Origin of the sequence: Streptomyces sp. Alt3, from assembly GCF_030719215.1 — a bacterium.
Taxonomy (GTDB): Bacteria; Actinomycetota; Actinomycetes; order Streptomycetales; family Streptomycetaceae; genus Streptomyces; species Streptomyces glycanivorans.
In genome coordinates this window covers 2,762,306-2,788,443 of record NZ_CP120983.1, presented here as the reverse complement: position 1 = coordinate 2,788,443, position 26,138 = coordinate 2,762,306, and the positions used below count along the sequence as shown (strand labels likewise).

The 26,138-nt window shown below is 70.2% G+C and carries 25 protein-coding genes; 13 read left to right on the top strand and 12 right to left on the bottom strand.

What is annotated here, in order from left to right; translation table 11 throughout:
• Nucleotides 1-12 precede the first annotated feature (12 nt).
• Nucleotides 13-558 carry an HAD domain-containing protein gene (locus tag P8A20_RS11775; protein ID WP_306103473.1) on the top strand — a complete coding sequence of 182 codons (546 nt, stop codon included), beginning with the start codon at nucleotides 13-15 and terminating at the stop codon, nucleotides 556-558.
• Between the two features lie 123 nt (nucleotides 559-681).
• On the top strand, nucleotides 682-2,109 hold the full coding sequence (locus tag P8A20_RS11770; RefSeq protein WP_306103472.1) for a hypothetical protein: 1,428 nt from the start codon (nucleotides 682-684) through the stop codon (nucleotides 2,107-2,109).
• A 343-nt stretch (nucleotides 2,110-2,452) separates the two neighbouring features.
• Here the strand turns inward: P8A20_RS11770 and sodN are convergent, their stop codons facing one another.
• Complete coding sequence (gene sodN, locus P8A20_RS11765) at nucleotides 2,453-2,848, bottom strand: superoxide dismutase, Ni (protein ID WP_014154121.1); 396 nt, start codon at nucleotides 2,846-2,848, stop codon at nucleotides 2,453-2,455.
• Between the two features lie 180 nt (nucleotides 2,849-3,028).
• Between sodN and sodX the strand changes: the two genes are divergently transcribed.
• Entirely contained in the window at nucleotides 3,029-3,466 is a 438-nt protein-coding gene (gene sodX, locus P8A20_RS11760) for a nickel-type superoxide dismutase maturation protease (RefSeq protein ID WP_147959465.1), read from the top strand.
• Here sodX and P8A20_RS11755 read toward each other — a convergent pair.
• The gene (locus tag P8A20_RS11755) at nucleotides 3,370-3,999 is read right to left on the bottom strand and encodes a CGNR zinc finger domain-containing protein (protein ID WP_147959466.1); all 630 of its coding nucleotides are present in this window, start codon (nucleotides 3,997-3,999) and stop codon (nucleotides 3,370-3,372) included. The genes sodX and P8A20_RS11755 overlap by 97 nt on opposite strands.
• 103 nt (nucleotides 4,000-4,102) lie before the next feature.
• On the opposite strand from P8A20_RS11755, the gene P8A20_RS11750 reads away from it, so the two are divergent.
• The 3 genes from P8A20_RS11750 (at nucleotide 4,103) to P8A20_RS11740 (ending at nucleotide 6,270) form a co-directional block, all read left to right on the top strand.
• Nucleotides 4,103-4,858: a class I SAM-dependent methyltransferase gene (locus P8A20_RS11750; RefSeq protein WP_147959467.1), complete on the top strand. Its 756-nt coding sequence runs from the start codon at nucleotides 4,103-4,105 to the stop codon at nucleotides 4,856-4,858.
• A 135-nt stretch (nucleotides 4,859-4,993) separates the two neighbouring features.
• Nucleotides 4,994-5,497 (top strand): SigE family RNA polymerase sigma factor, encoded by a 504-nt coding sequence (locus P8A20_RS11745; protein ID WP_147959468.1) that lies wholly within the window; start codon nucleotides 4,994-4,996, stop codon nucleotides 5,495-5,497.
• The gene (locus P8A20_RS11740) at nucleotides 5,494-6,270 is read left to right on the top strand and encodes a hypothetical protein (protein WP_306103471.1); all 777 of its coding nucleotides are present in this window, start codon (nucleotides 5,494-5,496) and stop codon (nucleotides 6,268-6,270) included. The genes P8A20_RS11745 and P8A20_RS11740 overlap by 4 nt, the downstream gene beginning before the upstream one ends.
• Nucleotides 6,271-6,338: 68 nt before the next feature.
• Here the strand turns inward: P8A20_RS11740 and P8A20_RS11735 are convergent, their stop codons facing one another.
• From P8A20_RS11735 to P8A20_RS11725, 3 genes are read right to left on the bottom strand one after another with little or no spacing between them, the layout of a single operon-like run.
• Nucleotides 6,339-7,100, bottom strand: coding sequence for an amino acid ABC transporter ATP-binding protein (locus tag P8A20_RS11735; protein WP_147959470.1), 762 nt, complete (start codon nucleotides 7,098-7,100; stop codon nucleotides 6,339-6,341).
• Nucleotides 7,097-8,065, bottom strand: a complete 969-nt coding sequence (locus tag P8A20_RS11730) for an amino acid ABC transporter permease (protein ID WP_147959471.1) — start codon at nucleotides 8,063-8,065, stop codon at nucleotides 7,097-7,099. The genes P8A20_RS11735 and P8A20_RS11730 overlap by 4 nt, the downstream gene beginning before the upstream one ends.
• Nucleotides 8,066-8,092: 27 nt before the next feature.
• Nucleotides 8,093-9,052, bottom strand: a complete 960-nt coding sequence (locus P8A20_RS11725) for an ABC transporter substrate-binding protein (RefSeq protein ID WP_147959472.1) — start codon at nucleotides 9,050-9,052, stop codon at nucleotides 8,093-8,095.
• A 526-nt stretch (nucleotides 9,053-9,578) separates the two neighbouring features.
• On the opposite strand from P8A20_RS11725, the gene P8A20_RS11720 reads away from it, so the two are divergent.
• The 5 genes from P8A20_RS11720 (at nucleotide 9,579) to P8A20_RS11700 (ending at nucleotide 13,279) form a co-directional block, all read left to right on the top strand.
• Nucleotides 9,579-10,814 carry an NAD(P)-dependent malic enzyme gene (locus P8A20_RS11720; RefSeq protein WP_147959473.1) on the top strand — a complete coding sequence of 412 codons (1,236 nt, stop codon included), beginning with the start codon at nucleotides 9,579-9,581 and terminating at the stop codon, nucleotides 10,812-10,814.
• A gap of 147 nt (nucleotides 10,815-10,961) precedes the next feature.
• Nucleotides 10,962-11,927 carry a zinc-binding dehydrogenase gene (locus tag P8A20_RS11715; protein ID WP_306103470.1) on the top strand — a complete coding sequence of 322 codons (966 nt, stop codon included), beginning with the start codon at nucleotides 10,962-10,964 and terminating at the stop codon, nucleotides 11,925-11,927.
• Nucleotides 11,924-12,469, top strand: a complete 546-nt coding sequence (locus P8A20_RS11710; RefSeq protein WP_147959475.1) for a GNAT family N-acetyltransferase — start codon at nucleotides 11,924-11,926, stop codon at nucleotides 12,467-12,469. The genes P8A20_RS11715 and P8A20_RS11710 overlap by 4 nt, the downstream gene beginning before the upstream one ends.
• A 31-nt stretch (nucleotides 12,470-12,500) precedes the next feature.
• Nucleotides 12,501-12,710, top strand: coding sequence for a sigma factor-like helix-turn-helix DNA-binding protein (locus tag P8A20_RS11705; RefSeq protein WP_014154112.1), 210 nt, complete (start codon nucleotides 12,501-12,503; stop codon nucleotides 12,708-12,710).
• Nucleotides 12,710-13,279, top strand: a complete 570-nt coding sequence (locus P8A20_RS11700; protein ID WP_306103469.1) for a Clp protease N-terminal domain-containing protein — start codon at nucleotides 12,710-12,712, stop codon at nucleotides 13,277-13,279. The genes P8A20_RS11705 and P8A20_RS11700 overlap by 1 nt, the downstream gene beginning before the upstream one ends.
• Before the next feature lie 55 nt (nucleotides 13,280-13,334).
• Here the strand turns inward: P8A20_RS11700 and P8A20_RS11695 are convergent, their stop codons facing one another.
• Nucleotides 13,335-14,312, bottom strand: a complete 978-nt coding sequence (locus tag P8A20_RS11695; RefSeq protein WP_306103468.1) for a PadR family transcriptional regulator — start codon at nucleotides 14,310-14,312, stop codon at nucleotides 13,335-13,337.
• A 1-nt stretch (nucleotide 14,313) separates the two neighbouring features.
• The gene (locus P8A20_RS11690) at nucleotides 14,314-15,171 is read right to left on the bottom strand and encodes a DUF4097 family beta strand repeat-containing protein (RefSeq protein WP_306103467.1); all 858 of its coding nucleotides are present in this window, start codon (nucleotides 15,169-15,171) and stop codon (nucleotides 14,314-14,316) included.
• Between the two features lie 168 nt (nucleotides 15,172-15,339).
• On the opposite strand from P8A20_RS11690, the gene P8A20_RS11685 reads away from it, so the two are divergent.
• Nucleotides 15,340-16,200 (top strand): hypothetical protein, encoded by an 861-nt coding sequence (locus P8A20_RS11685; RefSeq protein ID WP_147959479.1) that lies wholly within the window; start codon nucleotides 15,340-15,342, stop codon nucleotides 16,198-16,200.
• Nucleotides 16,201-16,257: 57 nt separating this feature from the next.
• Here P8A20_RS11685 and P8A20_RS11680 read toward each other — a convergent pair whose 3' ends face one another.
• The 5 genes from P8A20_RS11680 to P8A20_RS11660 all read right to left on the bottom strand — a co-directional run bounded on the left by P8A20_RS11680 (nucleotide 16,258) and on the right by P8A20_RS11660 (nucleotide 23,305).
• Nucleotides 16,258-16,437, bottom strand: coding sequence for a DUF6104 family protein (locus tag P8A20_RS11680; protein WP_014048295.1), 180 nt, complete (start codon nucleotides 16,435-16,437; stop codon nucleotides 16,258-16,260).
• 89 nt (nucleotides 16,438-16,526) lie between these two features.
• Nucleotides 16,527-20,315 (bottom strand): multifunctional oxoglutarate decarboxylase/oxoglutarate dehydrogenase thiamine pyrophosphate-binding subunit/dihydrolipoyllysine-residue succinyltransferase subunit, encoded by a 3,789-nt coding sequence (locus P8A20_RS11675; protein WP_147959480.1) that lies wholly within the window; start codon nucleotides 20,313-20,315, stop codon nucleotides 16,527-16,529.
• A 259-nt stretch (nucleotides 20,316-20,574) separates the two neighbouring features.
• On the bottom strand, nucleotides 20,575-21,651 hold the full coding sequence (locus P8A20_RS11670; protein ID WP_147959481.1) for a HAMP domain-containing sensor histidine kinase: 1,077 nt from the start codon (nucleotides 21,649-21,651) through the stop codon (nucleotides 20,575-20,577).
• Nucleotides 21,648-22,385, bottom strand: coding sequence for a response regulator transcription factor (locus P8A20_RS11665; protein ID WP_014154105.1), 738 nt, complete (start codon nucleotides 22,383-22,385; stop codon nucleotides 21,648-21,650). The genes P8A20_RS11670 and P8A20_RS11665 overlap by 4 nt, the downstream gene beginning before the upstream one ends.
• Nucleotides 22,386-22,618: 233 nt before the next feature.
• Complete coding sequence (locus P8A20_RS11660) at nucleotides 22,619-23,305, bottom strand: spermidine synthase family protein (RefSeq protein WP_306103465.1); 687 nt, start codon at nucleotides 23,303-23,305, stop codon at nucleotides 22,619-22,621.
• A gap of 380 nt (nucleotides 23,306-23,685) precedes the next feature.
• Here P8A20_RS11660 and lon point away from each other — a divergent pair, with 380 nt between their 5' ends.
• The gene (gene lon, locus P8A20_RS11655; protein WP_147959483.1) at nucleotides 23,686-26,121 is read left to right on the top strand and encodes an endopeptidase La; all 2,436 of its coding nucleotides are present in this window, start codon (nucleotides 23,686-23,688) and stop codon (nucleotides 26,119-26,121) included.
• Nucleotides 26,122-26,138 lie beyond the last annotated feature (17 nt).

Below are 26,138 nucleotides of genomic sequence, written 5' to 3'. Positions count from 1 at the left end.
CCGGAGGCACCGATGACCCTGCCCTACCTGCTCCTGGACATCGACGGCGTCCTCATCCCCTTCCCGGCCGCCGACGGCAGCACCCCGCCCACCCACGTCCGCCACACCGTCCTGCCCACCGGCCGGCACCCCGACGACCCCGTCCCCATCTGGCTCGACCCCAGCCAGGGCTGCCTTCTCACCGACCTCGTGACCAGCGGACTCGTCACCCCCGTGTGGTGCACGAGCTGGCGCAAGGACGCCACCACGATCATCGGCCCTCTCCTGGGGCTGCCCGACTTCCCTTACCTCGACCTGCCTCGCCCCCAGATCACCACCAGCCACCCCGACGGCTACCTCTGGAAACGTGACCACGTCAACGACTGGCTGGCAAACGCCCCCGCCGTCTGGATCGACGACGACTTCACCAGCCTCGACCATGAATGGGCAGCAGAGCGCACCGCCAAGGGGACGCCGACCCTCCTCGTTCAGCCAGACCCCTACCTGGGGCTGCAACCTGAGCACCTGACCAAGCTGACGACATGGGTCTCGCAGCTACCCGTAGTCCGCGCCGTCTGACGACCGATGCCCTCGTTGTGGTAATCAGCGAGGGCATCGGCGCCTTACGTGACCGTGAGCCGTCTGCTGTCTGTGGCAGGGATCGGCACCCCTGATGTCGGAGTCGGCTGGAACACTGCGGCCGTGATCAACGAAACAGCCCCGGGCCTTCCTGATGATCCCGCCGACTCCCTGCCCCCCGCAGCACAGGTTGAACTCGCGGGCACCGCCTGGGAGGAGTTGCCGCACTTCTGTACAGGTCGGCACGGCGTGCCCGACACACCGGACATCCTCGGCGCGGTGCTCGCCAAAGCCCCGGCCCGCCGGGTGCGGGCGGTCGGGGATCTGTACCGGCTGCTCCTCAATCAGGCGCGGGTCTTTCCGGCAACCGCTCCGGCGGCCTTGGTCGTCGCTCGTCTGGTCGACGATCCGCGCACCCTCGCCGAAGACCGGTGGGAGCGCAGGGCCGGCCGCCGACCGCTCCGCGCCGAACTGCTGAACTGGCTGGCTTCGTTCGCCGACATCGCCCGCCTGGACGTCGAGGACGGTGTCGGGGCGGCGCAGGATCTGGCCGCTGCCCGTGAGGCACGGCCGGTGCTCCACAACCGCATCGCGGATTTCTGCGAGGACGATGATCGACTGGTGAAGGAGGCCGCGCTCGCGGCCACCGCCCTGCTCCTGGCCGACCCCGCCCTCACCTCGTCCGTCCCCCGGTACGCACCCGCCGTCCGTACGATCCTCGCCGTGAGCGCAGACTCGTACTACCGGTGGATCGCCCGGGAACGCCTCGTGGCCTGGGGAGAAGACGTCACCGGTCTCCTCGCCGCGGAGAGGGAACACCGCGCGGCCCTGGACCGGGCGCACGCTCTGGCGGACGACCCGTTCGGGGAGGGCCAGGAGCAGGCGATCCGCTGGCTGGAGGAGCAACCCGAGGACACCGCGGCTCCGGAACGACTCGGCCGCCGGTGTGAGGACCGGACCGCACGTGCACAAGCCGCCCCGCACGAGCCGGCACCCGAGCCACCCGTGGCTGATCCGGGGAGCGAGCCCGGGTACCTCGGCCCGTGGCGGATAGCCAGGGAAGAGGAGCGCGCCGAGTGGGCGTTCACGCCGTACGTAGGAGTCGGTCCCTTGCGTTTCGGGATGACCTTGCGGGAGATCACCGGTGCGCTCGGCGAAGAACCGGCCGTCTTGACCCACTCCCGTCACGGCGAAGACCAACAGCTCAACTGCGCTGACTTCGCCAGGAGTGGGATCCGGGCCCTCTTCGAGGAAGACTGCCTCGGGTGTGTTGCCGTGGACGCCCTTGCCGGCCCCCAGGTGAGACTGGACGGAGCCCCTCTGACCGGCTGCCTGCCTTCCCACGTGGAGGACTGGCTCGTCCGCCGCACGACGATGCCGCCCGGGAGCCTGACCTACAGCCCCGCCGCCGATCCGGTCCTCGCCGACCTCGGCCTGGCGATCCGGTCCCAGCGGGCCGGCGACGTCGTCCTGAGCCGACCGCTCTTCCTGCTCCACAGCTGGCTCGACCTGTGGCACTCGCTGCCCAGCGAAGAGTGGAACTACTCCTAGAAGACGTTGCGAGAGCATCTGACCACGCCTTCAGCGGTGCCGACTGCCCTCTTCGGACCTCACGACCACTGGCGTGGCCGGAAGGCGTGGCGCGGTGGAGATGGCCGCGCACCCCCCACGCCGCCGCGCTCGTCGCAGGAGGGGCGGGCGTCAAGCAGGTCCAGATGGTCGTCGGCCACGCTTCCGCCGTCATCAGCCTGCGTATCTGCGCCGCATCTGCAGGCGGGAAAAGAAGACCGCACCCGGTCCGTGAGGGGCGCCGTGGACGGCGTCCGGCGGACCGGGTGCGGACAGATGGGCGACGTGACCGGCGGGGACCGCCGGCGGTCGGCCGGGCCCGGGGTCAGGCCTTCTTGGTCTCCCAGAAGATCGTGTCGATCTGGGCGATCAGGTCCAGAGCCTTCTGGCCCGTGGCCGGGTCGTTCGAGCCCTTGGCCGCGGAGAGCGCCTTCAGGGTGTCGTTGACCAGCTGGTGCAGCTCCGGGTACTTCTCGAAGTGCGGGGGCTTGAAGTAGTCGCTCCAGAGCACCGAGACGTGGTGCTTCGCGAGCTCGGCACGCTGTTCCTTGATCAGAACGGCGCGCGTGCGGAAGTCCGCGTCCTCATTGGCCTGGTACTTCTCCTGGACGGCCTTGACGGACTCCGCCTCGATGCGGGCCTGGGCCGGGTCGTACACACCGCAGGGCAGGTCGCAGTGGGCGCTGACCTTCACCTTGGGGGCAAACAGGCGGGAAAGCATGGAGCTGTCCTTCCTCGTGATCGTCTTCTCAGGTGGGACATTACTCCGTGGGAGGCCCCTTTCAGCGGCTGCCCCCTGGGGCTTAGGCCAAAAGTCCGGGGTGAGGATGGGACCGTCGGCCGAAAATACGCAGTGGTGCGCGCAGCCGTGTACCGGAGGATGGACGGGGAGGTGCCACAGATGCCGGAACCGGCGGAGGAGCCGTGGAGCGGGCGGGCGGCGCGCAGGCCGTTCCAGGTGGTGGAGGTGACGGGGCCGTCGATGGTGCCCACGCTCTACCACGGGGACCTGCTGCTCGTGCAGCGCGGGGCGCCGGTGCGCCCGGGGGACGTGGTGATCCTGCGTCATCCGCTCCAGCAGGACCTGCTGGTCGTGAAGCGGGCATCCGAGCGACGCGGCGGCGGCTGGTGGGTGCTCGGGGACAACTCGTTCGCGGGCGGGGACAGCACGGACTACGGGACGGTGCCCGAAGAGCTCGTGCTGGCCCGGGTGCGGGCCCGCTACCGGCCGCTGAGGAAGGATCAGCGGTCGGTGTCCGGGCTGCTGGGCTGGGCGGTGTCGGCGGTGCGCCGGGTCTCGTCGGAGCGCTCGGACTCCAGGCGCTTGCGGGCCCGGTAGGCGGCCACGTTGGCCCGGGTCGCGCAGCGGTCCGAGCAGTAGCGCCGGGAGCGGTTCGTCGAGGTGTCGAGATAGGCGTTGCGGCACGGTGCGGCCTCGCACAGGCCGAGCCGGTCCACGCCGTGCGAGGTGAGGTGGAAGGCGAGGCCCATCGCCGCGATCGCGGCGTAGCCCGCCGTCGCGTTCGACGGGTGGTCGGCGAGGTGCATGTGCCAGTCCGGCGTGCCGTCCTCGGCCCGGGTGTCGTGGCCCGAGATCTGCGGACTCACCGGGAACTCCAGCAGCAGGGAGTTGAGCAGATCGACCGCGAGGGTCTCGTCGCCGCCGTCCGCCGCCTCGAAGACCGCGCGCAGCCGGGCCCGCACGGACCGGAAGCGGGTCACGTCCCCGTCGGCCGCACGGCGGGCCGCCTGCGCGTTGGCGCCGAACAGGTCGCGGACGGACTCGACCGTGGTGAGGGAGTCCGTGCCCCGGGCCGGCTCCTCGGTGTTGACCAGACGCACGGCGTAATCCGAGTAATAGGCCAATTCCACTTGTAGTCCTTACGGCGTGGGTCTATGGTCGATGTGTCGACCAGTGTAATGATTGATTGCCACTAATGGGTATTACGAGCGTGCGTGACGAGGTGGAGGTCCGGTGACGGCGACAGGCACCGACTGGCAGTCCTGGCAGGAGAGCTGGGACCGGCAGCAGGAGTGGTACATGCCGGACCGCGAGGAGCGGTTCCGGGTGATGCTGGACATGGTCGAGGCCGTGGTGGGGCCCGAACCGAGAGTGCTCGACCTGGCGTGCGGTACGGGCAGTATTACGGACCGGCTCCTCAGGAGGTTCCCCAGAGCCACCAGCACGGGCGTCGATCTCGACCCCGCGCTGCTCGCCATCGCGCGTGGCACCTTCGAGGGGGACGACCGGGTCACCTTCGTCACCGCCGACCTGAAGGACGCCGCCTGGACCGAACGGCTTCCGCACCCCGCGTACGACGCCGTCCTCACCGCCACCGCACTGCACTGGCTGCACAGCGAGCCGCTCGCCACCCTCTACGGGCAGATCGGCGGACTGGTCAGGGACGGCGGGGTCTTCATGAACGCGGACCACATGATCGACACCGACACCCCCCGCATCAACGCCGCCGAACGTGCCCAGCGGCACGCTGCCATGGACCGGGCCAGGGACCGGGGGGCCGTGGACTGGGCGGACTGGTGGGCCCTGGCGGCGAAGGACCCGGTCCTCGCGGAGCCCACGGCCGAGCGGTTCGCGATCTACGGCGAGCACGCGGACGGTGACATGCCGTCCGTCCACTGGCACGCCCGCACGCTGCGCGAGGCCGGCTTCGCGGAGGCGCGGGCGGTCTGGGCCTCGCCGTCGGACAGCCTGGTCCTCGCCGTGAAGTAGGGCGGCGGTACGAAGAGCGAGGGGCGGCTGCGGCCGCCCCTCGATGCGTTCCGGCCCCCGCTGCAACCTGCCGCCCCCGCCGGCGCACTGGAAGGGTGAGAAGGTCCGCACCCGCGGGCCCGGAGAGGGGCGCCGATGACGCGGAGCGACGACGACGCCGCACTGCACGCGTTCGTGGAGAGCAGACGCACCGCGCTGTTCCGCAGCGCCTACCTGCTGTGCGGCGACCGGCACGAGGCGGAGGACCTGGTCCAGACGACCCTGGTCAAGGTCGTACTCGGAGGGAAGCGCCACGGGCGGCTCGACAACATCGAGGCGTACGCACGCAAGACCCTGGTCAACACCCACATCGCCGCCCGCCGCCGGTTCTGGCGGCGTGAGCGGCCGTACGGCGAACTGCCCGACAACGCGGGCGAACAGGCCGACTCGGACACCGGTCTGCTGGTCCGGGCGGCGCTCGCCCGGCTCACGGCCAGGCAGCGGGCGGTGCTGGTGCTGCGCTACTGGGAGGACCTGAGCGTGGAGGCCACGGCCGAAGCGCTCGGGATGCGGGAGAACACGGTCAAGAGCCACACGGCTCGGGGCCTGGCGGCGCTGCGCGCCGACATGACGGCGGACCTGGCGGAGGAACTCGTATGAACACCGTGCACCAACTGCTGGAGCGGGCCGTCGAGTCCGCAGGGAGCCCCGCGGTCTCGACGGAGGCGGTCCACGCCCGGGCGGCCAGGATCCGGTTCAGGCGCCGGGCCGCGGTGTCCGCCGCCGCGCTCGCGGTGGTCGCCACCGGGGCCGTCACCCTGCCAGGCGTCGTCGGCGGCGAGCAGCATGAGCAGGCCTCGGTGGCCGCGTCACCGGTGGCCCGGGCCGACGGGGGCGGGAAGGCGGACCGCCTCGCCGCGCTGCTGCCGCCGGACGTGGGCAGCGTCGAACGGGTCTCGCTGGCCGTCCTGATCAAGGGTGCGACGCCTGAGCAGGCGCGGACGGCCTACACCGGGCCGCTGGACGGGGAGTACATGGTCCGCAAGGACGGCGGTACCGGCTACCTCGTCCTGTCCTTCATGGACCACACCGCGGTGAGCAAGAAGTTCGGTGCCGGGGCCGGGCCGGACAATCTCTGCGAGACCCGGGGCAACGAGCCGCCCGTCACCGACTGCGTCCGTGAGGAGCAGCCGGACGGCAGCGTCCTGACGACATGGAGCGACTCGATGGACCACGGCTACGGCGGCACACCCGAGTGGGGCCGTGAGGTCGTCGGCAGGCTGGTGCTCAAGGACGGTTCGATGCTGGCCGCGCGCTCCAGCACGGGCTACCTCGGCGAACGGTCCCAGGGCCCGCTGCTCAAGACCCCGCCGGTCGGCCAGGAGGAACTGGGCACCCTGCTCACGCGTCCCGGGCTGCTGCCCCGGAAGTAGCGGGGAACGGCGAGGAGGGCGGTACGGACCGGGTCCGTACCGCCCTCCTCGTGCTGCCGGCAGCGGTGTTACAGCACCTTCGACAGGAAGGACTTCGTCCGGTCGTGCTGAGGGTTCGTCAGGACGTCACGCGGGTGGCCGGACTCGACCACGACACCGTCGTCCATGAAGACCAGCGCGTCACCGACCTCACGGGCGAAGCCCATCTCGTGGGTGACGACGATCATCGTCATGCCCTCCTCCGCGAGGCCGCGCATGACGTCCAGGACGTCGCCGACCAGCTCCGGGTCGAGGGCCGACGTCGGCTCGTCGAAGAGCATCAGCTTCGGCTCCATGGCCAGGGCGCGGGCGATGGCCACCCGCTGCTGCTGTCCGCCGGAGAGCTGGGAGGGGTAGTTCTTCGCCTTGTCGGACAGGCCGACCCGGTCCAGCAGACGCTCCGCGCGGGCCCGGGCGACAGCCCTGGCTTCGCGCTTGACCTGGATCGGCGCCTCCATGACGTTCTCCAGGGCCGTCATGTGCGGGAACAGGTTGAAGCGCTGGAAGACCATGCCGATGTCACGGCGCTGGAGAGCGACCTCGCTGTCCCTGAGCTCGTAGAGCTTGTCGCCCTTCTGCCGGTAGCCGACCAGATCGCCGTCGACGTACAGCCGTCCGGCGTTGATCTGCTCCAGGTGGTTGATGCACCTGAGGAACGTCGACTTGCCGGAACCGGACGGGCCGATCAGGCAGAACACCTCACGCGGGGCGACCTCCAGGTCGATGCCCTTGAGGATGTGCGCGGGGCCGAAGGACTTGTGGACGCCCTCGGCCTTCACCATGGCGGTCATGCGGAGACACCCCCCGAAGGACGGTTGCTGAAGGAGGCGAGGTTGACCTTGACCCGCTGCCACGGGGTCAGCGGCAGGCTGCGCAGGGTGCCCCGGGCGTACCGGCGCTCCAGGTAGTACTGGCCGACGCTGAACACGCTGGTCATCACGATGTACCAGATGGAGGCGACGAAGAGCATCTCCATCACCGCGTACGACGTCGAGCCGATCTGCGACGTGGAACGCAGCAGCTCGTTGTAGGTCACCGCGTAGACCAGGGACGAGGTCTTCAGCATGTTGATGAACTCGTTGCCGGTCGGCGGGATGATCACCCGCAGGGCCTGCGGGAGCACCACGCGGCGCATCGTCTTCGCCTGGGTCATGCCGAGCGCGTGCGAGGCCTCGGTCTGGCCCTCGTCCACCGACTGGATGCCCGCCCTGACGATCTCCGCCATGTACGCGGCCTCGTTGAGGGCCAGCCCCAGCAGGGCGCACATGAACGGCGTCATCACGTCGGTCATCTCGTCCTTGTAGATGAACGGGATGTTGAGGACCGGGAAGATCAGCGCCAGGTTGAACCAGAGCAGCAACTGCACGTAGACCGGAGTGCCGCGGAAGAACCAGATGTACAGCCACGCCACCCAGCTGGTCACGGGGTTCCTGGAGAGCCGCATGACGGCGAGGACCACACCAAGGACCACACCGAGGGCCATGGCGAGCACACTGATCATCAGGGTGCGGCCGGCTCCCGCGAGGACGGTGTCGTCGAACAGCTTGTCCTGGACGGCCTGCCACTGGATGTTGCCCTGCGAGAAGGCGTAGACCAGAGCCGCCAGCAGTGCGAGCACGACCACGCCGCTGATCCAGCGGCCGACGTGCCGTACGGGGATGGCCTTGATGGTCTCCGGTGCGACGGTGGTGGCCTTGGAGACGGGTGCGTCGGCGACCGATGGGCCGCCGGGCACCTTGTCGAACTTGTCAGTCACGGTGACTGCCCTTCGGTGGTGCGCCGGTCACTTGCCGCCGTTGACGGCGGCCTTGTCGATCGCGCCGGTGCCGGCACCCCACTTGTCGAGGACCTTCTGGTAGGAACCGTCGGCGATGATCGCGTCGACGGCCTCCTTCAGGGCGTCACGCAGCTCGGTGTTGTCCTTGTTCACGGCGATGCCGAAGGGGCCGGCGTCGACCTGCTCGCCGACGACCTCGAAGTCCTTGCCGCCGTTGGCCTTGCGGGCCAGGTCGAGGGCGACCGGGTAGTCGTTGACACCGGCGACGGCGCCGCCCGACTTCACACGGGTCTGGGCCTCGGTGTCGTTCTCGAAGGACTGGATGTCGACGGCCTTCTTGCCGCCGTCCGTGCAGGCCTTCGACTGCTTCTGCAGGGCCTTCTCGTACGTGGTGCCGCGCTGGACCGCCGCGCCCTTGCCGCACAGGTCCTCGATGGACTTGATGCCCTCGGGGTTGCCCTTCTTGGTGTAGACGGCGGTGCCGGCCAGGAAGTAGTCGACGAAGTCGACGCCCTTGCCGAGCTTCTTGCCGCTGTCGTCCAGGCCCTCCTGGCGCTGCTTGTTGTCCGTGATGGACGACATGGCGATGTCGTGGCGGCCGGTGTTGAGGGCGGTGATCAGGCCGTCGAAGGAGCCGGAGGTGAACTCGAACTTCACGCCGAGCTGCTTGCCGAGGGCCTCGGCGAGGTCGGGGTCGACACCGACGATCTTGCCGTTCTCGACGGACTCCATCGGCGCGTACTCGGCATTCGTGCCGACCTTGATGACGCCGGACTTCTGGTACTTCTCCGGGAGCTTGTCGAAGAGCGGGGCACTGTTTCCGGACGTGCTGTCCGCGGCCTTCTTCGAACCGCTGTCGGTCTGGTCGCCACAGGCGGTCAGCAGCAGGGTGCCGGCGACCGCGACTGCGCAGACCGCGGCAATCCGGGACTTCGCGGTCGTACGACAGAGGGTGCTTGCGGTCATGATCGGAATCCTCCGGCGGTGAGGGAATGCTGCCTTTTCAGGTGGGTACGCACGCACCTTCGAGTGACGCCACCTTGTGTGATTAGGGCATCTTGCCATTCGGACTCACCCGATCAGGGGTCCAGGCATGTCAAAATCGGGTAACGGGCGACCCCCGAACCTCAACGGGCCGGTATGGCAAGGCCGGACCATCTGCTGGAAAGTGCGCACCCTTCCGGAGAATCTCCGGTGCGTCTCGACCTACGGACTGCCTTTGTAGCCCTTAGTGGACTTGTCCAGATATTCGGCTATGAGTCATCTCACCGAGTCGATACCGACTCGTAAGAGGCCCGGTCCGTCCGGTAAGAAAGACCTTTACACCCCTCATCCGGGGCTCAGGGCGCGTGTGCGGCGCGCCCGCGCGTATGTGTCTCCCCTGCCGGAGCGGTCCAACCGCTCAGCGCCGGGAACGTACGCGGTGCCCGCCCACCCCTCCTCAACCAGGAGTGGCCACCCTCAAATGATGAAGACTTAAGGGGTCAACACAATGGCAGCGGAGATCGTCAATCCTCGCAGCGACAGCACGACGCACGGCCCGGCCGGTGCGGCAGGACCCAGCGGTGCGGACGAGCCCTTCGATCCGGCCTTCGCCCTCCACCGTGGCGGGAAGATGGCCGTGCAGGCCACCGTTCCGATCCGCGACAAGGACGACCTGTCCCTCGCGTACACGCCCGGCGTGGCCAAGGTGTGCAGCGCCATCGCCGAGCAGCCCGAACTCGTCCACGACTACACCTGGAAGTCGCAGGTCGTGGCCGTCGTCACGGACGGCACCGCAGTCCTCGGCCTCGGGGACATCGGTCCTGAGGCATCCCTCCCCGTGATGGAGGGCAAGGCGATCCTGTTCAAGCAGTTCGGCGGGGTCGACGCGGTGCCGATCGCGCTCGCCACCACCGACGCGGACGAGATCGTCGAGACCGTCGTCCGCCTCGCGCCCTCCTTCGGCGGTGTGAACCTGGAGGACATCTCGGCGCCCCGGTGCTTCGAGATCGAGCGCAAGCTCCAGGAGCGTCTCGACATCCCGGTCTTCCACGACGACCAGCACGGCACGGCGGTGGTCACCCTCGCGGCCCTGCGCAACGCCGCGAAGCTGTCCGGCCGTACGCTCGGTGACCTGCGCGCCGTCATCTCCGGTGCGGGCGCGGCGGGTGTGGCCATCGCGAAGTTCCTCCTGGAGGCCGGCATCGGTGACGTCGCCGTCGCCGACCGCAAGGGCGTCGTCAGCGGTGACCGTGACGACCTCACGGACGTCAAGCGCGAACTGGCGGAGATCACCAACCGGGCGGGCATCACCGGCTCCCTGGAGACCGCCCTGGCCGGCGCCGACGTCTTCATCGGCGTCTCCGGCGGTACGGTCCCCGAGCCGGCCGTGGCCTCGATGGCGCCCGGCGCGTTCGTGTTCGCCATGGCCAACCCGAACCCCGAGGTCCATCCCGACATCGCGCACAAGTACGCGGCCGTGGTGGCGACCGGACGGTCGGACTACCCGAACCAGATCAACAACGTGCTGGCGTTCCCCGGCATCTTCGCGGGAGCGCTGCAGGTGCGGGCCTCCCGGATCACCGAGGGCATGAAGATCGCGGCGGCGAACGCGCTCGCGGACGTCGTCGGCGACGAGCTGGCGGCCGAGTACGTGATCCCGTCGCCGTTCGACGAGCGGGTCGCACCCGCCGTCACCGCCGCGGTGGCCGCGGCCGCGCGTGCCGAGGGTGTCGCGCGGCGCTGACGCAGGACGGGGCGGGGTGCGGTCGCGTGCCGAGTGAGGCGCACCCCGCCCCGCCCCACTTCCGCGCACGGGAGCTCCGCGAGCTGGGGCGTGTGTCACACCTTCGAACGGTTACGTCACGGCGCGTCACGGCCTATCGTCGTGGCCATGTTCGCCGCCTACGCAGCCCGCATCGACCGTGACCGCCCCCTCGACGGACTGGAGCTGGGTGAACGCCCCGCCCCGGAGGCGCGGTCCGGGTGGACCACGGTCCGGGTCAAGGCCGCGTCGCTCAACCATCACGACCTCTGGTCCCTGCGGGGTGTGGGCCTCGCCGAGGGCAAGCTGCCCATGATCCTCGGCTGCGACGCCGCCGGTATCGACCAGGACGGCAACGAGGTGGTCCTGCACTCCGTCATCGGGCAGACAGGGCACGGCGTCGGCCCGGACGAGCCGCGCTCGATCCTCACCGAGCGCTACCAGGGCACGTTCGCCGAGCAGGTCACCGTCCCCAGCTGGAACGTGCTGCCGAAGCCGAAGGAACTCACCTTCGAGCAGGCCGCCTGCCTGCCGACCGCCTGGCTGACGGCGTACCGGATGCTGTTCACGAACGCCGGTGTGCGACCCGGGGACTCCGTCCTCGTCCAGGGCGCGGGCGGCGGTGTGGCCACCGCCGCGATCGTGCTCGGCAAGGCCGCAGGGCTCCGGATGTTCGCCACCAGCCGTGACGCGGCCAAGCGCGAGCGGGCCGTCGAGCTGGGGGCCGTCGAGGCCTACGAGCCCGGTGCCCGGCTGCCGAAGCGTGTCGACGCCGTCATCGAGACCGTCGGAGCGGCGACCTGGTCCCACTCGGTCAAGTCGCTGCGGTCGGGTGGCACTCTGGTCATCTCGGGCGCCACCAGCGGAGACCGGCCCTCCCACGCCGAGCTGACCCGGATCTTCTTCCTGGAGCTGAAGATCGTCGGCTCCACCATGGGCTCCAAGGACGAGCTGGAGGACCTGCTGTCGTTCTGCGCGGCCACCGGTGTGCGGCCGGTCATCGACGGGATGCTGCCGCTGGACCGGGCCCGTGAGGGCTTCGAGCGGCTGGCCGCCGGTGACCTCTTCGGGAAGATCGTTCTCACCACCGCGTGAGCGACACGGCGGAACTGCTGACCGGCCAGGGGCTCCTGCTCCGTCCCTGGCGGCCGGACGACGCTCCGGCGGTGCTCCGCGCCTTCGCGCCCGCGGAGATGGCCCGGCAGGCCGCCCGGCCTGTCACGACCACGGCCGAGGCCTCGGAGTGGATCGCAGACCGGGATGACGAGCGGGCGGCCGGCAGTGGATACAGCTGGGCGGTCGTCCGCGAGGGAGTCGCACTCGGATCCGTCGCCGTGACCTCGGTGAACCACGTCCATGACACGGGCTGGGTCTCGTACTGGACCACGGAGGCGGCCCGGGGGACCGGTGTCGCCTCCTCGGGGCTGCGGGCCCTGGCCGGCTGGGCCTTCGGCGATCTCGGGCTCCACCGGCTGGAGCTCGGACACAGGACGAACAACCCTGCCTCCTGCGCCGTCGCCCTGCGGGCCGGCTTCGCCGCGGAGGGAATCGAGCGGAACAAGCTCCGCTACGGGGATGTCCGCTACGACGTGGAGCGCCACGCACTCCTCGCCACCGATGATGTCAACTTTGATTGACATGGAGTGAATGTCAACGTAGGTTGACATTATGACCGAAGCAACGGATCTCGCCGCACGTGCCGGTGACCGCGACCCGCGCGTCGGGCTGCGGGCCGTCGCCGCGCTGCGGAGGCTGCTAGAACAACTCGAAGCCGTCCAGGTGAGAAGTGCCCGCGTCCAGGGATGGTCGTGGCAGGAGATCGCTGCCGAGCTGGGTGTCAGCAGGCAGGCCGTGCACAAGAAGTACGGGAGGCATTGATGTTCGAGCGATTCACCAAGGGGGCGCGGGCCACCGTGACCGGCGCCGTGACTCATGCCGAGCAGGCCCAGGCGGACTCCGTCACCGAGGAGCACCTGCTTCTCTCCCTCCTGGATCGGAGGGGCAGCCGCGCCTCCTTCGCCGTCGCCGCCCTCGGGCTCGTCGACCGGCGTGCCTCCATGGAGGCGGCGCTCGCGGAGGCCCGCCGCCGGGGCGGGCTCACCAAGGCGGACACCGAGGCACTCGCCGGTATCGGCATCGACATCACCGAGATCCTGGCCCGCGTCGAGGGCGTCCACGGTGAGGGAGTCCTGGCGGGCGCGCGCGGCAACAGACGCCGGTGGTCCGGACGGCGCCCCTTCACCGGCGGCGCCAAGGGCATCCTGGAGAAGTCCCTTCGCATCGCCCTCGGCCGGCGTGACCGCTTCATCGGCGAGGAGCACCTGCTGCTGGCCCTGACCGCCTGTCCCGGCCCCGTCGCCGATGTGCTCGCCGAGAACGGGGCGACCTACGCGACGGTGGAGCGGGCGCTGTACGGAGAGGGCGGGGAGAGCCGCCGGGCGAGCTGACCGGCCGTCCGCCGCACCGCGCCGTGGGCCGACGGCGCAGTGCGGCGGACGGAGATCAGGACGCGCCCTCGGGGTCCTTCGTCTCGTCGGCCGTTCCCCGCAGCAGCGAGTCGATGTGCGTCGCGGCGGTGGCCAGATGGCCGCGTGCCTCGGAGAGTTGGGTCCCGGTGACGCCTCGGTCCCGGGCCGCGTCACGGATGTCGTCACGGAAGCGGTCCAGCAGGCGGTCCAGGTCACGTGCCGGGTCCCCGGTGGTCGTGGTGTCGGCTGCCCACTCGATGTCCGGCTCTTCCGGTGCGGGGCGGCTGTACGACGGCCAGGTGCCCGTCCTGGCGAAGCCGCCGAGCTGGCCGGTGATCTCGGCCAGGCCGTCCCGCACGCCTGCCGGCCAGTCGCCCCGAGCGAAGTGCTCCTGGACCTGGCGCGCGGCGTTCTGTACCTGCTCCCGCGCCTTCTCGTGCGCCTCCTGGGCCTGACGGCGTGCCTGCTCGGCGTCCTCACGGGCCTTGCGGGACTCGTCCTTCGCCCTTCGGGCCTGTTCCTTCCACTCCTGCTTCGCCTTGCGCAGCTCCTCCTTCGCCAGGCGCCATGCCTCCTTCTCCCCGAAGCCGGGGTCCCAGCCGCTCCGGCCCCCGCCGGAGGTCTGCCGTGACTCGGAGGCCGCCGCGCGCATCTCGCTGCGCAGCTGGCCGACCGCGCCCCGCACGTCGTCGCGGATCTCTGCCGCAAGCTCGGAGACGGAGTCGCGGATCTCCAGCTCCAGATCCGCCAGTTCGCCGCCCCGGCCCGCCAGCTCGGCCCGTCCGGCGTCGGTGATGGAGTAGACCTTGCGGCCGCCCTCGGTGGCGTGGGTCACCAGGCCCTCGGCCTCCAGCTTGGCCAGGCGCGGATACACGGTGCCCGCCGACGGGGCGTACAGCCCCTGGAAGCGCTCCTCCAGGAGGCGGATCACCTCGTAGCCGTGGCGGGGAGCCTCGTCCAGAAGCTTGAGGAGATACAGGCGCAAGCGGCCGTGGGCGAATACGGGGGCCATGTCAGAGCACCTTTCCGGTCGGCTCGGCATCATGCGCGTGGTCCTGGGCGGCCTGCCGGCGCAACAGGGCGATCGAACCCGAGACGGTGGTCGCCTTCAGCTTCCCCGTGCCCGCGCCGAGGGTGCCGGTGATCTTCTTCGCGCCCCACTGGCCGCCCACCCGCAGGTCCTCGAAGGCGTTGGAGACGGTCCCGCTCGCGGTGTTCGCCTCCACCTTCGCGTCGGCGGGGTGCGGCAGGCGGATGGCGATCTCACCGGACACCGAGGTCAGTCTGATGTCGGTCGGTTTCGGCGAGGTGTCGAGGTCGAGCACCATGTGCCCGGTCACCGACTCCGCCCGGACCGAGGTGCCCGCGCCCTCGACGACCGTGAGATCACCCGACACGGACTGGAACCGAAGGTCGCCGGTGACGGCCTGGGCCTCCAGGCCGCCGGACACCGTCTCGGCCCGCACGACGCCGGAGAGACCCACCAGGGTGCTGTCCCCGGAGATGCCGCGCAGCTCGGTGCGTCCCCGGATCCCCGACACGACCGCCTCGGCGCCGATCACGCCGACCTCCACCGCCGCCCCGGCCGGTACGGCCAGCGAGACCGCGGCCCTGCGGCGCGGAGTCCTGCGGTCCAGCCAGGTCAGAAGGCCCTGCCACGGAAGGTCCTCGTAGGCGACGGAGAGCGTGCCGTCCACCAGGGTCACGATCAGCGGTGGCCCGTCGATCGCGGAGACCTCCAGCCGTGCGGCCGGTTCGTCCGTGCCGACGACGTTGATCGCTCCGTCGACGATGCGCACGTTGAGCGCTGTCACGGGTTCGTCGAACGCGAGCTTCCGGGGCTCGGCGACGGTCCACGTCGACTCGGGCATGGATCTGACCTCCCGCTGAATGGCACGACGCAACATATCGCGTCTCTTTCCAACACGATATATCGCGGATGAGGGAAGTCAAGGGGGAATCGAATGGATGCTCGCGGAAGGGGGGTCTCGGTGGTGCGAATGATCCGCTGATGGGGGAATTGCCCTAGCGTGTGAGGCATGACCGCGACATCCGTGGGTGCCCTGCTGCTGTGCCGGGCCGACCCCGAGACCGTACGGCCCGTGGCCCATCTCCTTCAGGAGGGCATGACGCTCGTCCCGGCCGGGGACGGCTGGAGCGTGCTCGTCCCCGAGGGAAAGCCCTGGCGCACGCACGGCCCTTCGGCCGCCGGCGCCCCGGCGGAGGGAGGTGCGGAGCCGGTCGACCGGGTCGTCGGCGGCTGGGCCACCGCACTCGCGGTGGGTTCCACCTGGCCGGTGATCGCCCTGTGGTGGGACGACGACCGCTCGGGCTTCACCCTGGCCGCCGGGTTCCGGCGCCCCGTCGGATACGTCTGGCTGGCCGACGGCACCCCGGTGGGCGAGGACGAGGCCATGCGGACCTTCGCCGCCCGTCTGGGTCTCGACCCGGTCCTCGACGTCCAGGTGCTGGAAGGGCTCACACGCGGGGACGCCGAGGCCGACGCCGGCACACGGCTGCGCGGCCTGCTGGCTGTGCTCGGCCGTACCGGGGTGGACCTGCCGCCCGGACTCACGCCCGGCGAACCGGCCGACCGGCTCCGCTCGGTGGCCGGCGTCCTCCCGCACGCCGAAACCGTCGAACGGGGCGGCTGGCGGGACGCCGTGCGCGTGGAGCTCGACGCCGTGGAGAGCGGCAGCCTCGGCCCCTGGATGCTCGGACCGAAGGCCCGCGCGGTGGCAGGCGCGCAGATCGCCGCGGGACTGCCGCTGACCCTGTGGGGTGCCCGGCGGCGCAGCGGCGGCTGGATCACCGCGGGCCTGGTCCTCCTCGCGCAGGGCCTGCTGGGACTCGCGTACGACCGCTTCAGAGGTGCGGACGCGGACAGTCCCGGGCGGTGAACGCCGCGGCCAGGGGTGGTGCCCCGCAACGGCCCGGGGCGTTGACCCGCCGGACGGCTACTCGTCCTCGTCGTCGTCCAGGCGGGCCAGCCACGTCGCGAGCCGCTCGACGGGAACCTCGAAGTCGGGGTTGAGGTCGACGAACGTACGGAGCTGCTCGGCGAGCCACTCGAAGGTGACCTCCTCCTCGCCGCGCCGCTTCTCCAGTTCCTCGATGCCACGGTCCGTGAAGTACATGGGACCAGAATAACGAGCCCCGGAAACCGGAGGGCCCGGCCCCGCGAAGATCTCGCGGAGCCGGGCCATCGGTGTCGTACAGCGGCTGATCAGGCCTCGAAGACCTCGGCGACCAGCTGGGTCTGCTCCGCCTGGTGGCGCTTGGCCGAGCCGACCGCCGGGGACGAGCCGTGCGGACGCGAGATGCGGCGCAGGCGCTCACCGTGCGGCACATCGGCGCCGACGGCCAGGTCCAGGTGGTCGATCAGGTTGAGCGCGATGAACGGCCACGCACCCTGGTTCGCCGGCTCCTCCTGCGCCCAGAGGTACTTCTCGGCGTTCGGGTACTTGGCGATCTCGGCCTGGATCTCCGCACCCGGCAGCGGGTACAGGCGCTCCAGCCGGATGATCGCCGTCTCGGTGTCGCCGCGCTTCTCGCGCTCGGCGTCCAGGTCGTAGTAGAGCTTCCCGGACACGAAGACGACCTTGCGGACCGCCTCGGCGCTGACCGTCTCGTCGCCGATCACCGGACGGAAGCCGCCGGTGGTGAACTCCTCGGCCTTCGACGCCGCTGCCTTGAGACGCAGCATCGACTTCGGGGTGAAGACGATCAGCGGCTTGTGGTGCGGGTTGTGCACCTGCCAGCGCAGAAGGTGGAAGTAGTTCGACGGGAGGGTCGGCATCGCGACCGTCATGTTGTCCTGCGCGCACATCTGCAGGAAACGCTCCGGGCGGGCGGACGAGTGGTCCGGGCCCTGGCCCTCGTAGCCGTGCGGGAGCAGCAGGGTGACGCCGGACGTCTGGCCCCACTTCTGCTCGGCCGAGGAGATGAATTCGTCCACGACGGTCTGGGCGCCGTTGACGAAGTCACCGAACTGGGCCTCCCAGATCACCAGGGACTCCGGGCGGGCCAGCGAGTAGCCGTACTCGAAGCCCATCGCCGCGTACTCGCTGAGCAGCGAGTCGTAGACGTTGTAACGGGCCTGGTCGTCGGAGAGGTAGAGCAGCGGGGTGTAGTCCTCGCCGGTCTTCTGGTCGACGAGGACGGCGTGGCGCTGACCGAACGTGCCGCGGCGGGTGTCCTGGCCGGCGAGCCGGACCGGGGTGCCCTCCATCAGCAGCGAACCGATGGCCAGGGTCTCGCCCATGCCCCAGTCGATCGTGCCGTTCTCCACCGAGGCCGCGCGCCGCTGCATCTGCGGGAGCAGACGCGGGTGCACCGTGATGCCGTCGGGGATGTTGACCTGCGACTCGGCGATCAGCTTCACGACCTCCGAGGACACCGCGGTACCGACCGAGACCGGGAACTCCGCCTGGACGTCCGGGACATGCGGCTGGGACGGCGCCGAGGTGGCCTCGCGGACCTCCGCGAAGACCTTCTCCAGCTGGCCCTGGAAGTCCTGGAGCGCCTGCTCGGCCTCTTCCAGGGTGATGTCGCCACGACCGATGAGGGACTCGGTGTAGAGCTTGCGCACCGAGCGCTTCTTGTCGATCAGGGTGTACATCTGCGGGTTGGTGAACTCCGGGTTGTCGCCCTCGTTGTGACCGCGGCGGCGGTAGCAGATGAGGTCGATGACGACGTCCTTGTTGAACGTCTGCCGGTACTCGAAGGCGAGCCGCGCGACGCGGACCACGGCCTCCGGGTCGTCACCGTTGACGTGGATGATCGGCGCCTCGATCATGCGCGCCACGTCCGTGGCGTACATCGAGGAGCGCGAGGACTCCGGGGCGGCGGTGAAGCCGACCTGGTTGTTGATCACCACGTGCACCGTGCCGCCGGTGCGGTAGCCGCGCAGCTGCGACATGTTGAGCGTCTCGGCGACGACGCCCTGGCCCGCGAAGGCCGCGTCGCCGTGGAGCGCGACGGGCAGGACCGTGAAGTCCGTGCCGCCCTTGTTGATGATGTCCTGCTTGGCGCGCGCGATGCCCTCGAGGACCGGGTCGACGGCCTCCAGGTGCGAGGGGTTGGCGGCCAGCGAGACCTTGATCTGCTCGCCGTCCAGACCGGTGAAGGTGCCCTCGGCGCCCAGGTGGTACTTGACGTCGCCGGAACCGTGCATCGACCGCGGGTCGAGGTTGCCCTCGAACTCCCGGAAGATCTGCGCGTACGACTTGCCCACGATGTTGGCCAGGACGTTCAGCCGGCCGCGGTGGGCCATGCCGATGACGACCTCGTCGAGGCGGGCCTCGGCGGCGGAGTCGATGACCGCGTCGAGCAGCGGGATGACGGACTCGCCGCCCTCCAGCGAGAAGCGCTTCTGGCCGACGTACTTGGTCTGGAGGAACGTCTCGAACGCCTCGGCGGCGTTGAGGCGGCGCAGGATCCGCAGCTGCTCCTCGCGCTCCGGGGCCGGGCGCGGACGCTCCACCCGGTCCTGGAGCCACTTGCGCTCCTTCGGCTCCTGGATGTGCATGAACTCGATGCCGGTGGTGCGGCAGTAAGACTCACGCAGGACGCCGAGGATGTCGCGGAGCTTCATCATCGTCTTGCCGGCGAAACCGCCGACCGCGAAGTCGCGCTCCAGGTCCCACAGGGTGAGGCCGTGCTCGGTGATGTCCAGGTCGGGGTGCTTGCGCTGGCGGTACTCCAGCGGGTCGGTGTCGGCCATCACGTGACCGCGGACCCGGTAGGAGTGGATCAGCTCGAAGACGCGCGCGGCCTTGGTGACGTCGTCGTCGTGCGAGGCGTCGATGTCCTTGAGCCAGCGGACCGGCTCGTAGGGGATGCGCAGCGCCTTGAAGATCTCGTCGTAGAAGTCGTTCTCGCCGAGCAGCAGCTGGGCCAGGACGCGGAGGAACTCGCCGGACGCGGCACCCTGGATGACGCGGTGGTCGTACGTCGAGGTCAGGGTCATGACCTTCGAGATGCCCAGCTTGTTCAGGGTGTCCTGCGAGGTGCCCTGGAACTCCGCCGGGTAGTCCATCGCGCCGACGCCCATGATGAGGCCCTGTCCGGGCATCAGGCGGGGCACCGAGTGCACGGTGCCGATGCCGCCGGGGTTCGTCAGCGAGGCGGTGACCCCGGAGAAGTCGTCCATGCCGAGCTTGCCGACGCGCGCACGGCGGACGATGTCCTCGTAGGCCTGCCAGAACTCGAAGAAGTTGAGCGTCTCGGCCTTCTTGATGGCCGCCACGACGAGCTGACGGTCGCCGTTCGGCTTGACCAGGTCGATGGCGAGGCCGAGGTTGACGTGCTCCGGCTTGACCAGGGTCGGCTTGCCGTCCTTCACCGCGAAGGAGTAGTTCATCGACGGCATGGCCTTGAGGGCCTGCACCATCGCGTACCCGATGAGGTGCGTGAAGGAGATCTTCCCGCCGCGGGCCCGCTTCAGGTGGTTGTTGATGACGATGCGGTTGTCGAAGAGCAGCTTCACCGGCACGGCGCGGACCGACGTGGCCGTCGGCAGCTCCAGGGAGGCGTTCATGTTCTTCGCGACGGCGGCCGACGGGCCGCGCAGCGTCACGAACTCCGGGCCCCCGGGGGCCTCGGCCGGGGCCTCCGCCTTCGCGGGTGCCGGGGCGGCCTTGGCCGGCGCGGCCTTCGCGGGGGCGGCGGGAGCCTTCGCCGGAGCGGCGGCCGCGGGCTTGGCCGGGGCCGCGGGGGGCGCGGCCGGAGCCTGTGCCGTCGCGCCGTTGTTCACGGTGGCGGCGGCCGGGGCCGGGGTCACCGCTCCCGCGGGGGCGGTGACGGGCTTGTCCGCCGTGCCGGACGTACCCGGCTTGTAGTCGGCGAAGAAGTCCCACCAGGCGCGGTCGACCGAACTGGGGTCCTGGAGGTACTGCTGGTAGATCTCGTCGACGAGCCACTCATTGGGGCCGAAAGCGGCGGCCGGGTTGGACCCGGAGCCCGCTTCTTGATCGGTCGAGATGCTCGAGTTACTGGGGGACTGAGACGACACGGCGGCAACCGCCCTCTTCCGCTTCACAAGGTGATGGACAGCGGAAATCAAGGCTACGCCTCCCGAGCCGTAACGTGCAGGCCGGGCCGGTCTTCGTCGTGCACATCACATCCGAAGCCGGGTTTCGGCGCATGAAATGGCGGGAAACAAGCAGGGTTCCACTGCCCTTCGGGTACGCGGGGCCGGTGCTGCGGCCCCCTGGACCGTATCTCTTCCCGGACGGGAAGCAGAAACGGGTCCCTCCGCTTCGAACGCAGAGTCAACCCTGGGTTCGTACTTCCCCTGGAAGGGTGACCTGGATACGGCATCCACGGGTCGATTCGGCCACGCCGATGCGGCCGCCGTGCAGATCCACCGCCCAACGGGCGATCGCGAGGCCGAGCCCCGTGCCGCCGTCGCTGCCCGGGCCGTGCGGGGAGGGCGCCTGGCCGCGGTTGAAGCGCTCGAAGACCCGGTGGCGCTCCGCCTCGGGGATGCCGGGGCCCTCGTCGACGATCTCCAGCTCCAGCGACTCGGGATACTCCCCGCGCCGCGCCAGCACCGTGACCCGGCCGTGCGGCGGGCTGTGTTTCACGGCGTTGTCGATCAGATTGGCGACCACCTGGTGGAGGCGTTCCGCGTCCGCGTAGGCCGTCAGCTCGGGCGGTGACACGTCGAGGTGCAGATGGACGTCGGTGCGCGAGTGATTGCCCGAACCTGAGGAGAGCCGGCGCTGGGAGGCGGCGAGATTCGCCTCCTTCAGCACACCCGACAGGTACGGCCAGACCTCGAAGCGGCGCGCCTTGATCGCCAGCACGCCGTTGTCCAGGCGGGAGAGATCCAGCAGGGTCTCCACCAGTCTGCCCAGGCGTTCGGTCTGTTTCAGCGCGGTGCGCATCGTCTCCGGATCCGCGGCGGACACCCCGTCCACCACGTTCTCCAGGACGGCTCTGAGCGCCGCGATCGGTGTGCGCAGCTCGTGGGAGACGTTGGCCACCAGCTCCTTGCGGTGCCGGTCCTCCGCCTCCAGATCGTCCGTCATCCGGTTGATCGTCTGCGCCAGGTCGCCGAGCTCGTCACGTCGCCCGGCGCCGCTCACCCGTCTCGTGTAGTCGCCGTGCGAGATCGACCGCGCGACGGCACGCATCTCGTCCAGCGGCGCGGTCAGCCCGTGTGCCACGAACTGGGTGATCAGCAGGGTGGCGATCACCGAGAAGACCGTGATGAACCGGAACTCGGTCCTGGTCCGCAGGGCGACGATGAGGAGCCCGGTCGTGATGAACACGGAGACCACCACGAGCGTGCCCAGCTTGGCCTTGATCGAGAAGGGCCGCAGTCCGGAGCCGGGCCGCGTCATGGCGCGGGGGTCTCCAGGGCGTAGCCGACGCCGTGCACGGTACGGATCCGCTCGGCGCCGATCTTCCGGCGCAGAGCCTTGATGTGGCTGTCGACCGTGCGGGTCCCGGAGGCGTCCGCCCAGTCCCAGACCTCGGCCAGCAGCTGTTCCCGGGACAGCACCGCACGCGGGGTGTTGGCCAGGCAGACCAGCAGGTCGAACTCCGTCGGGGTGAGGTGGACGTCGTCGGCGCGCACCCTGACACGGCGCTGCGCGTGGTCGATCTCCAGCTCGCCGAGGCGCAGGATGCCGCTGCGCGGAGTCACCGCGGCCAGTGCGGCCCTCTCGACCCGGCGCAGCAGGACGTGGACCCGCGCCGCCAGTTCCCGCATGGAGAACGGCTTGGTCATGTAGTCGTCGGCGCCGACGCCGAGCCCGACCAGCATGTCGGTCTCGTCGTCGCGTGCCGTGAGCATCAGTACCGGCACCGGACGCTGGGCCTGCACGCGACGGCAGACCTCCAGGCCGTCGAAGCCGGGAAGCATGATGTCGAGCACCATCAGGTCGGGCTGCCATGCCTCTGCGGCGTCCACGGCCGCCGGGCCGTCGAGCGCCGTCTGCACCAGGAAGCCCTCGGCCCGCAACCGGGCGGAGATGGCGTCGACGATCGTCGCGTCGTCCTCTACCACCAGCACCCGGCGCTGAGCTCCCGGGGTGGCCGCGACGCCGTTGTGGGTGGTGTGTGTCTGTTCCATCGCCCCGCCCCTGCCCGTTCTCGCGGAGGCCATTCCTCCGGAGGCACGGTTATCGCTTGTGGATGTCGTCGGTGATCCCTTGTGACGGTCAGCAGCGTAAAGGCACAGGAGGCCTCCCGGCTACGCAGGGTGTTGTCCGTCGTGAAGGTGTTACCCACGGAAAGGAGACGGATCGGCGGTCTTGTGGGGTCCGGTCCATGGGGCGACCGGGGTGTGCATACCGGGTGGGGGGTTCACTCTCCCCGGAGTGCGAGATGGACCACGTCCGGCACACCTCGGGCAACGGCTACTTCTTCGGTCGTTACTGCGTGGAATCCGGCATTCCGCAAAGCTGACTCGAAGTCGGCGGACGGCTGCGCGGACCATACGGCGAGCACTCCACCGGGCGTCAGGCGCGTCCGGCAGGCTTCCAGACCGGCCGCCGAGTAGAGGCTTCCGTTGTCCTGCGTGACGGTCCAGTCGGGGCCGTTGTCGATGTCCAGGCACAGAGCGTCGTAACGCTCCGTGGTCGTGTGGAGGTGGGCGACGAGGTCCGTGCGCAGCACCTCGGTCCGGGGGTCGGCGAGCGCCGCACCGGAGATCTGTTCGAGCGGCCCGTCGAGGTGCCAGTCCACGATGGCCTCCTCGCGCTCGACGACCGCGATCCGGCCCCATCGCGGTTCCTCGGCGGCCCGGACCAGCGAGAACCCGACGCCGAGCCCGCCGATCAGTACCGACGGGTCCGGCCGGCCGGCGGGCAGGGCCGCGAGCGCCGCGTCGATCAGCAGCCTCTCGGACCGCCCGTCGGAGGTGTCCATCAGGAAGCAGCCGTTGGCGATGATCTCGAAGTCACGGCCCCGCTCACGCAGGACGACTTCGCCGAACGGCCCCTCGCGCCGGTCGAGGACGACGGGGCGGTGGGCGTCAGTGGTGGACGGCATGGGCACGGTCTCCGGTTTCCGGCAGGCGGCGTTGGCTCCCGGGCTCCCCTCGGGCGGTCCCATGTTTCCCTGCCGTGGCCTCTCGGGCCAGCGGTTTTGCCAGGTGCCACCCCTCGGGGGCTCCGGCGGAGCCCGCGTGCCCCCCACGCGGCGGGGGCCGGACCGTCCGGGAATGGCCGCGGCCCTCGGGGTGCTGCTGTGGAGGCGGGTGCGGAGCCTGGTGGGCGGACGGCCGCCACTGCGGGGAGTTCCGCAGGTGGGGCCCGGCCCGGGGGTCGGCCGGGGTGCTGATCGCTGAGAGCGAACGCAAGTCGGGGAACATTGACGGGCTCACAAGCATTGAGTCCACATAGCTCAACTTGCCTGCTTAAGGGGAGATCATGACTGAAGGATCCAACGCCTCCAGGGCGTCCACGCCGATCGACCTGCCCGTGCTGCCGCTGGACGACGAGGTCGTACTGCCCGGAATGGTGGTGCCGCTCGACCTGTCGGACGCGGAGGTACGCGCCGCCGTGGAGGCCGCCCAGGCCGTCGCGCGGCCCGGGGGCGGCAAGCCCGAGGTTCTGCTCGTGCCGCGCATCGACGGGAACTACACCGGGACCGGTGTCCTGGGCACCGTGGAACAGGTCGGCCGGCTGTCCGACGGGGACCCGGGCGCACTCATCCGCGCCCGTGACCGGGTGCGCATCGGTGCGGGGACCAGTGGTCCCGGCAACGCCCTGTGGGTGGAGGGCACCCGGATCGAGGTGGCGTTGCCCGATCCCCTGCCCGGCTCCGCCGCCGAGCTGGCCAAGGAGTACAAGGCCCTCGCGACCAGCTGGCTGAAGAAGCGCGGTGCCTGGCAGGTCGTGGACCGGGTCCAGCAGATCGACGACATCTCCGCCCTCGCCGACAACTCCGGGTACTCGCCCTTCCTCACCACCGCGCAGAAGGTCCAGCTGCTGGAGACCGCCGACGCGGTCACCCGTCTGAAGCTGGCCATCCAGTGGCTCGGCGAGCACCTCGCCGAGCAGGACGTGGCCGAGTCCATCGCCAAGGACGTCCAGGAGGGCGTCGACAAGCAGCAGCGCGAATTCCTGCTGAGGCGACAGCTCGACGCCGTGCGCAAGGAGCTCTCCGAGCTCAACGGCGAATCCGGTTCCGGCGACGAGTCCGACGACTACCGGGCACGCGTCGAGGCCGCCGACCTCCCCGGACACGTCCGCGAGGCCGCCCTCAAGGAGGTCGAGAAGCTGGAGCGCGCCTCCGACCAGAGCCCCGAGGGGTCCTGGATCCGGACCTGGCTGGACACGGTCCTGGAGCTCCCCTGGAACGAGCGGACCGAGGACGCCTACGACATCCGCGGCGCGCGGGAGATCCTCGACGCCGAGCACGCGGGCCTGGGCGACGTGAAGGAGCGCATCACCGAATACCTCGCGGTGCGCAAGCGGCGTGCCGACCGCGGGCTCGGTGTGGTCGGCGGCCGGCGCGGCGGTGCCGTGCTGGCCCTGGTCGGCCCGCCCGGCGTGGGCAAGACCTCCCTCGGCGAGTCCGTCGCGCACGCCATGGGACGCAAGTTCGTCCGGGTCGCGCTCGGCGGGGTGCGGGACGAGGCCGAGATCAGGGGCCACCGGCGCACGTACGTCGGCGCGCTTCCCGGCCGCATCGTCCGGGCCGTCAAGGAGGCCGGATCGATGAACCCGGTCGTCCTGCTCGACGAGATCGACAAGGTCGGATCCGACTTCCGGGGCGACCCGGCGGCCGCCCTGCTCGAAGTGCTCGACCCGGCGCAGAACCACACCTTCCGCGACCACTACCTGGAGGTCGAACTCGACCTCAGCGACGTCGTGTTCCTGGCCACCGCCAACGTTCTCGACGCCATTCCGGAAGCCCTGCTCGACCGCATGGAGCTGGTCACGCTGGACGGCTACACCGAGGACGAGAAGGTCGTCATCGCGCGTGACCACCTGCTCCCGCGCCAGCTGGAGCGTGCCGGTCTGGAGAAGGACGAGGTCGGTCTCGACGAGTCCGCACTGCGCAAGCTGGCGGGCGAGTACACCCGGGAGGCCGGGGTGCGGAACCTGGAGCGGTCCGTCGCCCGGCTGCTGCGAAAGGTCGCGGCCCAGCACGAACTGGGCGAGCGGGAGCTCCCGTTCACCGTGTCCGCGCAGGATCTGCGGGGACTGATCGGACGGCCGCACCACGTTCCCGAGTCCGCCCAGGACCCGGCCGGGCGCCGCACCGCGGTGCCGGGCGTGGCCACCGGGCTGGCTGTGACCGGAGCGGGCGGTGACGTGCTGTTCGTCGAGGCGTCGCTCGCAGATCCGGAGACCGGGGCGTCGGGGCTGACCCTGACCGGCCAGCTCGGCGACGTCATGAAGGAGTCCGCGCAGATCGCCCTGAGCTTCCTGCGCTCGCACGGGGCGGAGCTGGAGCTTCCGGTCGCGGACCTGAAGGACCGGGGTGTGCACATCCACTTCCCGGCGGGCGCGGTCCCGAAGGACGGCCCGAGCGCCGGCATCACCCTGACGACCGCGCTGGCCTCGCTGCTCTCCGGGCGGCTGGTCCGCACGGACGTGGCGATGACCGGTGAGGTGTCGCTGACCGGACGGGTGCTGCCGATCGGCGGTCTGAAGCAGAAGCTGCTGGCCGCCCACCGCGCGGGCATCACCACCGTGGTGATCCCCCAGCGCAACGAGGCCGACCTGGACGACGTCCCGGCGGAGGTCCTCGACACCCTGGACGTCCACCCGGTGACCGACGTCCGCCAGGTGCTCGAGATCGCGCTCGCCCCGGCCTCGGCCAGGGCGCAGGACAGGCTCCCGGCCGCCGCGTAGGCGCCATGCTGTGACGG

What these genes read in the sequence shown, in the direction of transcription:
- P8A20_RS11775 (WP_306103473.1), top strand. Translation starts at nt 13, where the DNA reads ATGACCCTGCCCTACCTGCTCCTGGACATCGACGGCGTCCTCATCCCC.
- sodN (WP_014154121.1), bottom strand. Translation starts at nt 2,848, where the DNA reads ATGCTTTCCCGCCTGTTTGCCCCCAAGGTGAAGGTCAGCGCCCACTGC.
- sodX (WP_147959465.1), top strand. Translation starts at nt 3,029, where the DNA reads ATGCCGGAACCGGCGGAGGAGCCGTGGAGCGGGCGGGCGGCGCGCAGG.
- P8A20_RS11745 (WP_147959468.1), top strand. Translation starts at nt 4,994, where the DNA reads ATGACGCGGAGCGACGACGACGCCGCACTGCACGCGTTCGTGGAGAGC.
- P8A20_RS11740 (WP_306103471.1), top strand. Translation starts at nt 5,494, where the DNA reads ATGAACACCGTGCACCAACTGCTGGAGCGGGCCGTCGAGTCCGCAGGG.
- P8A20_RS11735 (WP_147959470.1), bottom strand. Translation starts at nt 7,100, where the DNA reads ATGACCGCCATGGTGAAGGCCGAGGGCGTCCACAAGTCCTTCGGCCCC.
- P8A20_RS11725 (WP_147959472.1), bottom strand. Translation starts at nt 9,052, where the DNA reads ATGACCGCAAGCACCCTCTGTCGTACGACCGCGAAGTCCCGGATTGCC.
- P8A20_RS11720 (WP_147959473.1), top strand. Translation starts at nt 9,579, where the DNA reads ATGGCAGCGGAGATCGTCAATCCTCGCAGCGACAGCACGACGCACGGC.
- P8A20_RS11715 (WP_306103470.1), top strand. Translation starts at nt 10,962, where the DNA reads ATGTTCGCCGCCTACGCAGCCCGCATCGACCGTGACCGCCCCCTCGAC.
- P8A20_RS11705 (WP_014154112.1), top strand. Translation starts at nt 12,501, where the DNA reads ATGACCGAAGCAACGGATCTCGCCGCACGTGCCGGTGACCGCGACCCG.
- P8A20_RS11700 (WP_306103469.1), top strand. Translation starts at nt 12,710, where the DNA reads ATGTTCGAGCGATTCACCAAGGGGGCGCGGGCCACCGTGACCGGCGCC.
- P8A20_RS11695 (WP_306103468.1), bottom strand. Translation starts at nt 14,312, where the DNA reads ATGGCCCCCGTATTCGCCCACGGCCGCTTGCGCCTGTATCTCCTCAAG.
- P8A20_RS11690 (WP_306103467.1), bottom strand. Translation starts at nt 15,171, where the DNA reads ATGCCCGAGTCGACGTGGACCGTCGCCGAGCCCCGGAAGCTCGCGTTC.
- P8A20_RS11685 (WP_147959479.1), top strand. Translation starts at nt 15,340, where the DNA reads ATGACCGCGACATCCGTGGGTGCCCTGCTGCTGTGCCGGGCCGACCCC.
- P8A20_RS11680 (WP_014048295.1), bottom strand. Translation starts at nt 16,437, where the DNA reads ATGTACTTCACGGACCGTGGCATCGAGGAACTGGAGAAGCGGCGCGGC.
- P8A20_RS11670 (WP_147959481.1), bottom strand. Translation starts at nt 21,651, where the DNA reads ATGACGCGGCCCGGCTCCGGACTGCGGCCCTTCTCGATCAAGGCCAAG.
- P8A20_RS11665 (WP_014154105.1), bottom strand. Translation starts at nt 22,385, where the DNA reads ATGGAACAGACACACACCACCCACAACGGCGTCGCGGCCACCCCGGGA.
- P8A20_RS11660 (WP_306103465.1), bottom strand. Translation starts at nt 23,305, where the DNA reads ATGCCGTCCACCACTGACGCCCACCGCCCCGTCGTCCTCGACCGGCGC.
- lon (WP_147959483.1), top strand. Translation starts at nt 23,686, where the DNA reads ATGACTGAAGGATCCAACGCCTCCAGGGCGTCCACGCCGATCGACCTG.